We start from the raw sequence: 12,811 nt of genomic DNA on the forward strand, positions 1-12,811 counted from the left end.
GGGCCACCTTCTCAGCCCCCGCCGCGTCGCCCTACGCCCCGCCGCGTCGCCCCACGCCCCACCGCGCCCCACCTCACGCCCCCACACCTCACGCCCCCACACCTCACGCCCCCACACCTCACGCCCCCACCCCCTCCGGCCCCCTGAGCCCGCCCGCATCCCGGGTATCCGCCGATCGGCGCAGCGCGGGGCCGGACCGTACCCGGTACGAGGGCCGTGCGGGCCCCGAATCAAGGGCCCGCGGCCTCGTTCGTCAGCAGCTTTGACCAGAGCCATTCCATCGGGTGACGAATGGGCCATCCGGATGACGGGTCGCCGGGGTCCAACTAGGGTGCGGCGCATGTGTTCCGGCACTTGGCCCATCGGCATTGCGATGTCAGTGACGGGTGCCACAGTGGGGGAGTGGGCAACGCCGCGCAGGGGGCAGAGGGGGTGAAGTCCGACCATGTTCGGTTCCAGGTCCAGTTCCAGCTCCAGTTCCCATTCCGGTTCCGGTTCCGGCACGAGCTCCGGTGCCGGCTCCGGTATCGGTGACGAGCTGGGTGCGCAGGGCGCCCGTGTGCGGGCTCTCGCCGTGCTGCGCGTCCGCAGCAGGGCGCTGGCCGTGGCCCTGCTGCCCGCGGCCGTCGCCGTCGTTCTGCTCGTCGGCGGGGCCACAGGCCGTCTCCACGGGGAAAAGTGGGATGTCGCCCTCTGGGCCGTGTCGGCCTTCGCGGCGCTCGTGCTGCTGCTCGCCGCCGCCGTCGCCGCCGTGGTCGCCTTCGCCAGGCCCGCGCTCAGCCCCACCGTGGCCGTCAGCGAGTCGGCCGCCCCCGATCTCTACCGGCTCGTGCGCGATCTCGCGGAACGGCTCGACGTGCCCGCCCCCTCCGCCATAGCGCTGACCCCGGACTGCGACAGCTGGCTGGAGGACCGTACGCATCCCGCGCACGCGCCCGCCCTCCCCGGCGCCGGCCGCCGACGGCGTATGCCCGCCGCCCCCGTCCTCGTGATCGGTTCGCCCTTCCTGTGGTGGATGCGGGTGGCCGAGCTGCGCGCCGTGCTCGCGCCGGTCGTCGCGGGTACGGGGCCCTCCGCGCACCCGGACATAGCCGCCGCCCGTCGCTTCGTACGAGGGCTCGACGCGGCGGTCGCCGTGGCGGCCCGTCCGGGCCGGGGGGTGACAGGGAGAGTGGCGTTCGGCCTGGTCGGCCGGATCGCCCGGCTGCTGCTGCGTGGCTGCGGCGAGCATGCCGCGCAGATGGAGCGGGGTGTCGCGGCGGCCGCGTCCGAGCGTGCACAGGGTGTGGACTACGGCCTGCGGATCGTCGCCCAGGAGCAGGTCGGTCTCGCGTACGCCGGCTGGGACCGGCTGCTGACCCGGGTCGCCCTGCCCGCCTGGCGCATGGGCCGCTGGCCCTCCCGTCTGGACGCGGGTGTGGTGTCCGCCCTCACGGAGCTGTCCCGCCGCGACCGTCTGGCCGAGGGCTTCACCTCCCGGCTCGGTGAGCGGCCCGCCTGCGATCTGCTCGAAGAGCCGGGGGCGGTGGACGAGGCGGCGTCCCTCCTGGCCGCGCGCCTCTTCCACGGCGGCCCGGCCGAAGCCGGGCCCGACTGGTCCCCTGTGGACTGGCAGCAGTATCCGGAGGAGGTCGTCGACCGTAAATGGCGTACGGAAGCGGCCAGACTGCACCGCGTCCTGGACAGTTTGGGAGTACGTCGCTCGGCGGACGCCGGCGCTTCGACGATGGCACCAGGCCCCACACTGGCCCGGGTCATGGACCACCTGTCGGCCCGGGGCGCCCAGAGCGGCACCAGCGGCCCCGGTGACACCCGCGGCCCCGGTGACGCCGTCCCCGGCGGCCCTGGTGACACCGGCGTCCCCAGCGGCCCTGATGACACCAGCGTCCCCAGCGCCCCCGGCGGTCACAGCAGCCCCGGCGATCACGTCGAGACCGGCGGTCATGTCGAGACCGGCGGTCATGTCGAGACCGGTGACGCACTCGCCGCCGGGATCAGCGCCGAGCTGGCCCGCGAGGAGGCTGCCGCCCCTCCCGTACCGCCCGGGGCCCTGGGCGACTCCGTGACCCTCTGGGGCACCGACCCGCTGCCCTTCTCCCCGCTCCAGCCGCCGCGCACCGGCAGGGAACTGCTCGCCGACCATGTGACGGCGATGGTCTGCTGCTCGGCCGTCGACACGGCGGGTGCCACTCCGGGCCTGGACTGGCTCGACGGGCCGACCCTGCTGATCGACGGCGAACGCCTCACCGATCTGGGCGGGCGCGTCCTCAGCCTGGTCGAGGGAGGCGACGCGGAGCCCCTCCGCTCGTGGCTGGTTTCGCTCGGTGTACGGCCCGAGAAGCCCGTCCGTCTTGTGTGAGGACCCGCACGCCCCTGGGGCCGCCGTGGGAGCCGCGGCCGTCCCGCCCGAGCCCCGCGAAGCCCTGAGTCACTGATCCACCCGCTCCCGCCCCCGGCCCCGCCGAGCCCTGACCAGCGGGGTTCCTCCGACCGAGCCCGGCTGGACGAAGCGCCGGACCGCCGAGCCGAATCCCCTTTATCACACCCCGCATTCGGATCAGGGCGTTCCGTTAACATCAATCACGACGAATGGTGACGAGCCGCATGCGTTGTGTGATGTGCTGGAGGCTGGCGGTTGTATCAAAAACAGCCGTACCACCCGATGTGGCACGGCGGATGCGGAGGAGGGGCGCGCGATGGGGGCGGACCAGATCCGACGATGGGAATCGGGCGCTCTCGCCCACGCGGTCAGCGATCCGTTCGGCCAGGGCCCGCTGCCCTGGCTGCGCGGCAGCGAGAACTACTTCGACGACACCGGCCAGCTCGTGCCCTGGTACGCGGATCCGACCCTGGGGCGCGACCGCGGCGGCGGCCTCCGCCCCGCCGATGACGTACGCCGTCAGATCAAGGGCTTCGCGTCCACCGGCGGAGTCGCCCCCGGCGAGGCGATCGACTTCCATGTCACCGTCGACCCGCCCCAGCAGTTCTCGGTGGACATCTACCGGATCGGACACTACGGCGGCGACGGCGCCCGCAAGATCATCACCAGCCCCCGGCTCTCCGGCATCGTCCAGCCGCCGCCGCTCGCCGCCGACCGCACGGTCTCCTGCCATCACTGGTGGCTCTCCTGGCGCCTCCAGATCCCCTCGTACTGGGCGCTCGGCGCGTACGTGGCCGTCCTCACGACCGTGGACGGCTACCGCTCCCACATCCCCTTCACGGTCCGCGACAGCCACCCCGCCGATCTGCTGCTCCTGCTCCCCGACATCACCTGGCAGGCGTACAACCTCTATCCGGAGGACGGTCGCACCGGCGCCAGCCTCTACCACGCCTGGGACGAGCGGGGCCGGCTCCTCGGCGAGCAGGACGCCGCGACCACCGTCTCCTTCGACCGCCCCTACGCGGGCATGGGTCTGCCCCTCCACGTCGGCCACGCCTACGACTTCATCCGCTGGGCCGAGCGGTACGGCTACGACCTCGCCTACGCCGACACCCGCGATCTGCACGCCGGCCGTGTCGACCCCACCCGTTACCGCGGTCTGGTCTTCCCCGGCCACGACGAGTACTGGTCCGTCCCCATGCGCCGCACCGTCGAGCTGGCCCGCGACCAGGGCACCTCCCTCGTCTTCCTCTCCGCCAACACCCTGTACTGGCAGGTGGAGCTGGGTCCCTCGGCCTCCGGGGTCCCCGACCGGCTGCTGACCTGCCGCAAGCGCCGTGGCCCCGGGCGCCCCGCCCTCTGGCGCGAGGTGGACCGGCCCGAGCAGCAGCTTCTCGGCATCCAGTACGCGGGCCGGGTCCCCGAGCCGCACCCCATGGTCGTACGGAACGCCGATCACTGGCTCTGGGAGTCCACGGGCGCGGCGGAGGGCGACGAGATCGACGGACTCGTCGCGGGCGAGGCCGACCGCTACTTCCCGCGCACCGCGCTCCCCGAGCACCAGGACCGCATCCTGCTCGCGCACTCCCCGTACCGCGACGGCGAGAACGCCCGGCGCCATCAGGAGACCTCGCTCTACCGTGCTCCGTCGGGCGCGCTGGTCTTCGCCTCCGGGACCTTCGCGTGGTCCCCGGCGCTGGACCGGCCCGGACATGTCGATCCCCGTATCCAGCGCGCGACCGCCAATCTCCTGGACCGGATCTGCAAACGGGACTGACGCGACGGGACTGACGCGACGGGACTGACGCGACGGCGCCCGGATGCCCGGTGCCCGAATGCCGGGTGCCCGAATGCCCTGCGTCCGGATGCCCGGTGCCTGGTCCCGGATGCCCGGTGTGCGGTACCCCCCTGCGAGCAGGGACTTCCCGCGTACGGGACAATCGAGGCGATCTTCATGATCGGACAGAACCACGGGGAGGAACCGTGTCCGGATTCGTCGAAAAGCCCGAGCCGCTTCAGGTGCCGGGTCTGGTGCACATCCACACCGGCAAGGTGCGGGATCTGTACCGGAACGAGGCGGGCGACCTCGTGATGGTCGCCAGCGACCGTATCTCCGCCTACGACTGGGTGCTGCCCACCGAGATCCCCGACAAGGGCCGGCTGCTCACGCGGCTCTCGCTCTGGTGGTTCGAACGGCTCACCGAACTCGTACCGAACCATGTGCTCTCCACCGAACTTCCCGCCGGCGCCCCCGCCGACTGGGCCGGGCGCACCCTCGTCTGCGAGCCGCTGCGCATGGTCCCGGTCGAGTGCGTCGCCCGCGGCTATCTCACCGGCTCCGGACTCACGGAGTACGAGCAGTCCCGCACCGTCTGCGGGATCGCGCTCCCCGAGGGCCTGGCCGACGGCTCCGAGCTGCCCGGCCCGATCTTCACGCCCGCCACGAAGGCGGCCGTCGGCGAGCACGACGAGAACGTGTCGTACGAGGAGGTGGCCCGCCAGGTCGGCGCGGAGACCGCCGCCGTGCTGCGCCGGACGACCCTCGACGTGTACAGCCTGGCCCGTGATCTCGCCCGGGTCCGGGGGATCATCCTGGCCGACACCAAGTTCGAGTTCGGCTTCGACAGCGAGGACCGGCTGGTGCTCGCGGACGAGGTGCTGACCCCCGACTCCTCGCGCTTCTGGCCGGCGGACTCCTGGGAGCCGGGACACCCGCAGTCCTCGTACGACAAGCAGTACGTACGCGACTGGCTGACCTCGCCGGCCTCCGGCTGGGACCGCGCGAGCGAGCAGCCGCCGCCCCCGCTGCCCGAGGAGGTCGTGGAGGCGACCCGGGCGCGGTATGTGGAGGTGTACGAACTCCTCACCGGCAACACCTGGCAGTAGCGGCGACACGAAGAAGCCCCCGGTCGACCGACCGGGGGCTTCTTCCTCTGGAGCGGACGACCAGGTTCGAACTGGCGACCTCAACCTTGGCAAGGTTGCGCTCTACCAACTGAGCTACGTCCGCATGCGCCGTGGCGCGACTGCCACTATACCCAACCTCGCTCCTGTGCGAGACGCACGGCCGTATGCCGGTTCTCCGCCCCGAGTTTGGACGCGGCGGACGAGAGATAGTTCCGCACAGTCCCCTGCGACAGCGAGGCACGCTCCGCGATCTCCGCGATCGGCGCGCCGTCCGCCGCCAGCTCCAGGACCTCCGCCTCCCGCGCGGTCAGCGGCGAATCCCCCGCCGAGATGGCGTCGGCCGCCAATTCCGGGTCCACGAAGCGGTTTCCGGCGTGCACGGTACGGATGATCTCGGCGAGCTGCCGCGCGCTGACGGTTTTGGGCACAAAGCCCCGTACGCCCGCGGCCAGCGCCCGTTTCAGATGGCCGGGCCTGCCATGACTCGTCACGATCATCGTCCGGCAGCCGGGCAGTTCGGTACGGAGTGATGTGGCGACTTTCACACCGTCCGCCCCCGGCATCTGGAGATCCAGAACGGCCACATCGGGCCGGTGTGCCCGTGCCATCGCCAGTGCCTCGGGTCCGGACGCCGCCTCGGCGACGACCAGCAGATCGTCTTCGAGCGCGAGCAGCGCGGCGAGCGCGCCCCGGATCAGATGCTCGTCGTCGGCGAGCAGAACCCGCACGCGACGCCGCGGATCGCCAGGACCGGGTACGGATGTCATGCCGCCACCACCTCCGGGGACGCGGGGTGGGGCTCGGGCGCGGGCAGGGGCACCCGCGCCGTCAGCCGGAAGCGGCCGCGTCCCGTACGCCCCGCCTCCAAGGTGCCGTCCAGCGCCGCCAGTCGTTCCCGCAGCCCGGCGAGACCGGAGCCGTTCCCGCCGGTCGGCGCGGGATGCGCGGGGCCGTCGGCGGTGGTGAGCGTGTCCGGCACGCCGTCGTTCTCGACGACGAGGACCGCCTCCCGGCCGCCGGCGTTGTCGCCCTTCGAACGTTTCACGCCCGGCCCGCTCCTCGTGCCCGGCGTGCTCTCCGCGCCGCTGTTCCGGTCTCCGCCCCTGTTCCGGTCCCCGTCCCCGTCCCCGTCCCTGTTCCGGTCCGCGTCCACATTCCGACTCCCGTCCCCGTCCCCGTTCCGGTCCCCGTCCCGCGTGGTCAGCGACAGCCGTACGGTGCACCTCCGCGCGTCCCCGTGGCGCAGCACATTCGTGGTCGCCTCGCGTACGACCCATCCCAGCGCCGACTGGACCTCGGCCGGAAGACCGCGGACCCCGCCCCCGTCCCGGCCACCGCCCCCGTCCCGGCCACCGCCCGCCGCGCTTCCGTCCCGGCCACCGCCCGCCGCGCTTCCCTCCCGGCCTCCGCTTCCGTCCCGGCCCCCGGCTCCGTTCCGGCCGAGCAGGGCGGCGTCCCCCTCGATCAGGCAGTCGATGCCCGCCGCCGTCAACACCCCTCGCGCTCCTTCGAGTTCGGTGTGCAGATCCGCCTCCCGGTACCCCCGTACGACATCCCGTACCTCCCGCTGCGACTCCCGCGCTATCCGCTGTACTTCGGTCATCTGGGCCACGGCCTCCGGCCGGCCGCGTTCGGCGAGCTGGACCGCCAGCTCGCTCTTCAGCGCGATCACCGCGAGATTGCGGCCCATGACATCGTGCAGATCGCGCCCGAAGCGCAGCCGTTCCTCCGCGACCGCGAGCCGTGACTGGAGTTCCCGGGCCGCGTCCAGGTCCCAGACGGCCTTGAGCAGCCAGGCCGAGAAGACATAGGCGAAGACGAGTGACATGCTCCCGATGGCGGCCCCGACGGCATTGCCGAGAGCGGCCCGGCCGGGCATACCCAGCAGCAGGGTCGTGACCGCGATGCCACCGGCCGTCCCGAGCACGGCGTACGCCATCTGGCGATGGGTGCGCAGGGCCAGGGCGACCGATGCCAGACCGAAGGTGGCGAAGCCCGACAGCAGCAGTGCGTTCTCGATGTTTTCCGTGATCACCCCGGAACTGTGCAGGACGAGGACGGTGAGGGTGCTCACGGCGGAGAGCACGGCCACGGCCAGGGCCAGCCGCACGGGGCGTTCGCGCCGGCCGAGACGCCAGTCCAGGGCCCGGAACTGAAGCGGGCAGCAGAGCGCGGCCTGGCAGCAGACCAGCAGGAACAGCCATCCGGCGACCGGCCCGTCCTTGGCGGGCAGCAGCGGGACGCCGAGCAGTACGAGCTCGCTGGCCGCGAAGAAGTAGAACGACCAGCGGGTGTAGATCTCGACCTTCATCGGCTTGCTCTTGCCGTGCCACCAGCCTGTGAACCTGGACATCGCTTCCTTTCCCTCCACTTCCCCCGCCCCGGCGCCGGTCCCCGCCACCGGTCTCGGCGCCACGGCGCGTCAGCCTCTCGGCGTCAGCGTCCCGGCGCGTCAGCCTCTCGGCGTCAGCGCCTCACCGCCTCACCGCCTCAGCGTCGAGGTTCCCACCGGAACCACCGCCGGACAGCGGCTACGGCGAGCGCCGTCCAGACCAGGGCACCGATCGCGCCCCCCGCCAGGTCGTACCCCTCCGCACCGCCCAGCCACCCTGTCCTGATCAGGGTCATGACCCCGGTCCCCGGCAGCAGCGCGCACAGGGAGGCGACCCGGTCGGGCAGTGCCTCCAGCGGGATGAACAGCCCCGAGCCGAGGATCGTGACCATGAACAACGGCATCGTCGTGAGCTGGGCGCTCTCCACGGTACGGGTGAACGCGGAGGTCGCCGCGGCCAGCGCGGTGAACAGCGCCAGACCCGCCAGCAGTCCGACGACCAGCACCACCGGCTGCTGCGGTGCCCGTACCCCGAGGAAGGCGACCCCGGCCGCGATCATCAGCACGGACTGTACGAACGCCAGCGCCACCGCGGGCAGCGCGGTGCCCGCGAGGATCTCGCGGTCGGACGCCTCGATCGTACGGAGCCGCTTGAGCACCAGTTCCTCGCGCCGGGCCGTGTACGCGGAGGCGAGGTTCGAGTAGACGGCCATGAGCAGGACCATGCCGACACCACCGGACATCGCGGCCTCGACGGCGCTCATGCCGGTTGCGCCCAGATCGATCCCGCCGAGCGACGCCTTGGTGGTCCCGATCATGGCCACCGGCACGAAGAGCCCGGCGAACACCGCCGTCCTGTTCCTCCCGAGCAGCGTGAACTCGGCCCTGCCGAGCGCGCCCAGCCGCCCCGCGACCGTCGTCGTCCCCTCGTCCGCCCCCTTTGTCCCCACGTCCGTCCCCCTTTCCGTCGCCGTGCCCCTCGCCCCGGCCATCTCCCCGCCCCTCGCCCCGGCCATCTCCCCGCCCATCGCCTCGCCCGTCGCCCTGCCCGCCGCCGTCGTGTCCCCGTCCCCGTCCGCGTGCGCCGTCATCGCACCCCCACCCCCCGGTCCGCCGTCTCCGCGCTCCGCGCCGCGATGTCGAGAAACGCCTCTTCGAGAGAGGCGGACCGCGCGTCCAGCGCCTCCAGCTCCACGTCCGACTCCCGTGCCCAGCGCAGGAGTTCTTCCAGGTCCCGCTGGAGCCGCCGGGTCCGGATCTCCACCCGCCGTCCCTCCGCCGCGGCCTTCAGCGAGAGCGGCAGCCGCCCGGCGGGAACCTCGGCGGGCAGCAGGAAACGGATCCGGGCCGGCCGCGTCGAGGTCACTTCGGCCGGGGTCCCGGAGACCTGGATCCGGCCCCGGTGCATGATCGCCAGCCGGTCGGCGAGGGCCTCGGCCTCCTCCAGATAGTGCGTGGTCAGCAGCACGGTGGTGCCGCCGTCCCGGAGGCGTCGTACCAGCTCCCAGGTGTCGTGCCGCCCCTCGGCGTCCAGGCCCGTCGTCGGCTCGTCGAGGAAGAGCACCTCGGGCCGGCCGAGCAGCGCGAGCGCCAGATCGAGGCGCCTGCGCTCACCGCCGGAGAGCTGCTTGACCCGTACGCCGGACCGTTCCCCGAGCCCCACCAGCTCCAGCGCCTCACCGGTGGGCCGCGCCCCGCTCGTGCAGCCCGCGCACATCCGTACGGTCTCGGCGACCGTCAGATCGGAGGGGAAGCCGCCCTCCTGGAGCATCACCCCGACACGGGGGCGTACGGCGGAACGCCGCGTGTACGGATCGTTCCCCAGCACCCGCACCGTGCCGCCGCTGGGCCGGGCGAGCCCCTCCAGCACTTCGACGGTGGAGGTCTTGCCCGCGCCGTTCGTCCCGAGCAGCGCGAACAGCTCGCCCCGCGCCACGGAGAACGAGACGCCGTCCACCGCCGTGAAGCCGCCGGCGTAGCTACGTCGTAGCGTGTCCACCTCGATCACCGCCGGTTCTGTGCCGGGCGGTGCGGTCAGCGAAGACTCAGTCATGTCTTCAGGGTTCCGGGCTGCCGGGGCGGTCGGCAGTGCGCGCTGTCACCGCCGCCGATGACATATGTCATGGACCGTCCACCCGGAGGGCCGGGTGTCCGGACTTCCGGCGGTGGGGCGGGAGTTCAGGTGGGGCGGGAGTTCAGGTGGGGCGGGAGTTCAGTCCTTCCGCGTCCCGGGTGCGGCCGGGTCCTTGCGGGTGCCGGGTGCGGCGGGGCCGTCGACGATCTCCAGGACGGACATCATGCCCTTGTCCTCGTGATTGAGGATGTGGCAGTGCAGCACCGTCTTGCCGGTGTAGTCCTCGAAGCTGGTGCGGACGACGATGTTCCCGCGCGGCGGCACGTCCACCGTGTCCTGGTAGCCGTAGAACGTCTGGGGTCTGCCGTTCGTGCTCATCAACTGGAAGTCGTTCGTGTGCACATGGAATGTGTGCGTCTCGTCGCTGTTGTTCCGGACCGTCCACTCCTGGACGGTGTTCAACCGCCCGGTGAAGTCGATGCGGTTCGGGTCGAACTGCTTGCCGTTGATGTAGAACTGGGTGCCGGCCGCGTTCTCCGTGTAGGTGATCGTCCTCCGGGCGGCGATCTTGGCCTTGGCGAGGTCCCGGGCGGGCGCGAAGGCGCTGGGGGGCTGTGCCGGAGTCATGGCCTTCCCCCGCGAGACGACCGTGGCGAGGGTCGCCTCGGGGAACTGGTTGCCGGCGGTGCCCGTGTTGTACGGGAGCGTCTTCAGCGCGGTGGTGCCGGGCGGACCGCCCTCCACCAGTACGTCGTAGCGGGCCGCGGCCGGGATGACGATCGTGTCGACGGAGTAGGTCTTGGTGACGGGGTTCCCGTCCCGGGCGATCACCCGGAATCTGTGGCCCGGCAGCGCCACCTTGTAGAAGATGTTGGCGCCGATGTTGGCGATCCGCCAGAGCTGGGTCTCGCCCGGCCGGATGTGGATGGCGGGGTTGAGCTGTCCGTTGACCACCCGGGTGGTGGGGGCCCCGATGCTGAGATCCGCGGTCTTGATCTGGTCGTCCACCCACTGGAAGTCCTTGAGCGCGACGACCCGTTCGGTGATGTTCCGCAGCGCCTTCGGCAGATACCGCCGCAGTCCGTCCACGATGATGATCCCGGACATTCCACCCGCGGTCTGGGGAGCGGACAGGGTGTGCGGGTGCGGGTGGTACCAGTACGTTCCCGGCGCGAGATTGCGCGGGAACTGGTACGAGTAGTGGAACGTCTCCCCGGGTTCGATCATGACGAAGATGTTGTCCGAGTGTCCGCTGGGCGAGACGTGCAGACCGTGGACATGCAGGTTCGTCATCTTGTCGATCTTGTTCACCATCGCGAGCCGCAAATGGTCCCCGGGCTTGATGCGCAGGGTCGGCGGCATGTACTGCCCGTTGTAGGTCAGGGCCCACAGCTCTTTGCCCGCGAGCCGCACCTTTTTGCGCTCCACCACGATGCGCGTGCGCAGGGAGCCGTTCTTGCTGGCCACTTCAGGAGGGTTGCGGAGGGCGCCGGTCGGCCGGGCCGCGGTCAGCGGCGGTGACGGCGAAGCCATGACGGCGGGAGACACCGAGGACGACGACGCGTGGGCCGGACCTCGCTTCGGGTGTGTCCCGTCGGGGTGATCGGCGCAGCCCGAGAGCAGGGCGAGGGCGGTGAGGAGCGCCCCGACAAGGGACCGGCTCCCGCCGGGACGAGTCCGCATCATGTTCTCCGGTTCTCCGGTTCGACGCGACGCCGGAACAGGGGAATGGCCGGTGGAGTCCGGGCCGGGGCGGCATCGTCCGGTCATTCTGGCGCGGGGGATTCGCCGGGACGGCGAGCGACCCGCTGAGGGATTGGGGTGGTTTGTCCCTTGCGGGCCCTGGTGTGCCGCCGTTCATCGCACACCCTGATCATCGGCCTGACCCCGATCAGCGGCCTGGCCCCGGTCCGACTGCCCCCGGTCCGACTGTGCCTGGTCCGGCTGCCCCTGGTCCGACCCTCGGCCGCGTACCCCGTGCCCTGTCGGCCCCGCGCTCCGCAGGCTCCCGTGCCCCGCAGGCCCGCGCACACAGAAACGCCCGGCCGATGAAACCGGCCGGGCGACTGTACGTACTGATACACCGTGCTGCGAAGATCTCGGCCTCTTTTTTTCGGCCGGAACCTTCACTTCCGAGCGGACGACGAGATTCGAACTCGCGACCCTCACCTTGGCAAGGTGATGCTCTACCAACTGAGCCACGTCCGCACCGCACCGATCGCTCGGTGCGACCATCACCCTACCCGATCCACTGAGTGGACCGAAGAGCGATGCAGAGCGGGTGACAGGAATTGCACACTGCGCCTCCCCCTTGGAAAGGGGGCGTTCTGCTACTGAACTACACCCGCACGCTCGGCGAGGTTCCGGCCTTTCGGCCTTGCCCCTCGGCGTGGTCCAAACTCTAGCCGATCGGTGGGGGTGCTGTGCAACTCGGTGCGCCGTCGCGTGGCCCGGCCGGCCCCACGGGCCGTCAGTGGCTCAACTCGCCTCGCGGAACGCCTCGTAGACCCGCTTGGGGATCCTGCCTCGGGCGGGCACCTCCATCCTGTGGGACTGGGCCCAGGCGCGGACGGCCGCCGGATCGGGCGCGAGGGAGGTGTGCCGGTAGGTCGTGCGGATTTTGCCGTGCTTACTGGCGTTTGTCTGCTTTCGGCCTGCGGCCATGAACGGTGCCAGGGCCTTGCGCAGTTTCTTTGCATTGGCGGGATTGAGGTCGATCTCGTACGTCTTCCCGTCCAGGCCGAACGTGACCGTTTCCGACGCTTCTCCGCCATCGATGTCGTCGGAGAGCGTGACCACTACGCGCTGCGCCACGGATATCGGTCCTTTCTTGCGGCACCGCCCGGTCCCCGCCGTCCGGGAAAGACGGCTGACGTGCGGCGATACCGGCCTTCCGGCTGTTAACTGGGGACTTCTCGGGACTTCGGGGGCAATGCTGCTTTCCGCTGTATTCCTTTGTACAGCGGCAGGCGCCGCATTGTGAAGCCCAGCCAATTGCATCAGCGTGTCCCGTGCAATGGGGGGCCGTGGTTTTTCCCGGGATTTTCCCGGGCGTTGCCCGCGCGGGCGAAATCGCCCGGTGATCTGCCGAGCGGGTATCTACCCGCGTAGATTCTCG

General features: G+C 71.3%; 9 protein-coding genes and 3 tRNA genes. 3 read left to right on the forward strand and 9 right to left on the reverse strand.

From position 1 onward, the window contains the following. The first annotated feature begins 445 nt into the window (after positions 1-445). The 3 genes from ACFYYH_RS27730 to ACFYYH_RS27740 all read left to right on the forward strand — a co-directional run bounded on the left by ACFYYH_RS27730 (position 446) and on the right by ACFYYH_RS27740 (position 5,266). A complete protein-coding gene (locus tag ACFYYH_RS27730) occupies positions 446-2,359 on the forward strand; it encodes a hypothetical protein (RefSeq protein ID WP_388556391.1) in 1,914 nt (637 codons plus the stop codon). A gap of 337 nt (positions 2,360-2,696) precedes the next feature. Beyond that, positions 2,697-4,157 (forward strand): N,N-dimethylformamidase beta subunit family domain-containing protein, encoded by a 1,461-nt coding sequence (locus tag ACFYYH_RS27735; RefSeq protein WP_388556394.1) that lies wholly within the window; start codon positions 2,697-2,699, stop codon positions 4,155-4,157. A 206-nt stretch (positions 4,158-4,363) separates the two neighbouring features. After that, positions 4,364-5,266 (forward strand): phosphoribosylaminoimidazolesuccinocarboxamide synthase, encoded by a 903-nt coding sequence (locus ACFYYH_RS27740; protein WP_388556396.1) that lies wholly within the window; start codon positions 4,364-4,366, stop codon positions 5,264-5,266. A gap of 48 nt (positions 5,267-5,314) precedes the next feature. On the opposite strand, the gene ACFYYH_RS27745 is transcribed toward ACFYYH_RS27740, so the two are convergent. The 9 genes from ACFYYH_RS27745 to ACFYYH_RS27785 all read right to left on the reverse strand — a co-directional run bounded on the left by ACFYYH_RS27745 (position 5,315) and on the right by ACFYYH_RS27785 (position 12,507). Beyond that, a tRNA-Gly gene (locus ACFYYH_RS27745) sits at positions 5,315-5,390 on the reverse strand. A 22-nt stretch (positions 5,391-5,412) separates the two neighbouring features. Further along, complete coding sequence (locus tag ACFYYH_RS27750) at positions 5,413-6,054, reverse strand: response regulator (RefSeq protein ID WP_388556398.1); 642 nt, start codon at positions 6,052-6,054, stop codon at positions 5,413-5,415. Beyond that, entirely contained in the window at positions 6,051-7,640 is a 1,590-nt protein-coding gene (locus ACFYYH_RS27755) for a sensor histidine kinase (RefSeq protein WP_388556400.1), read from the reverse strand. Before ACFYYH_RS27755 ends, ACFYYH_RS27750 begins: the two co-directional genes overlap by 4 nt. A 137-nt stretch (positions 7,641-7,777) precedes the next feature. Further along, complete coding sequence (locus tag ACFYYH_RS27760) at positions 7,778-8,611, reverse strand: ABC transporter permease (protein WP_388556514.1); 834 nt, start codon at positions 8,609-8,611, stop codon at positions 7,778-7,780. Positions 8,612-8,706: 95 nt separating this feature from the next. Continuing rightward, positions 8,707-9,672: an ABC transporter ATP-binding protein gene (locus ACFYYH_RS27765; RefSeq protein ID WP_388556403.1), complete on the reverse strand. Its 966-nt coding sequence runs from the start codon at positions 9,670-9,672 to the stop codon at positions 8,707-8,709. A gap of 159 nt (positions 9,673-9,831) precedes the next feature. After that, a complete protein-coding gene (locus ACFYYH_RS27770; protein WP_388556405.1) occupies positions 9,832-11,160 on the reverse strand; it encodes a multicopper oxidase family protein in 1,329 nt (442 codons plus the stop codon). A 668-nt stretch (positions 11,161-11,828) separates the two neighbouring features. Then, positions 11,829-11,901, reverse strand: a tRNA-Gly gene (locus ACFYYH_RS27775). Between the two features lie 68 nt (positions 11,902-11,969). After that, positions 11,970-12,041, reverse strand: a tRNA-Gly gene (locus ACFYYH_RS27780). 130 nt (positions 12,042-12,171) lie between these two features. Then, positions 12,172-12,507 (reverse strand): Lsr2 family protein, encoded by a 336-nt coding sequence (locus tag ACFYYH_RS27785; RefSeq protein WP_388556408.1) that lies wholly within the window; start codon positions 12,505-12,507, stop codon positions 12,172-12,174. Positions 12,508-12,811: the final 304 nt, after the last annotated feature.

Origin of the sequence: Streptomyces sp. NPDC002018 (genome assembly GCF_042890865.1) — a bacterium.
GTDB lineage: Bacteria > Actinomycetota > Actinomycetes > Streptomycetales > Streptomycetaceae > Streptomyces.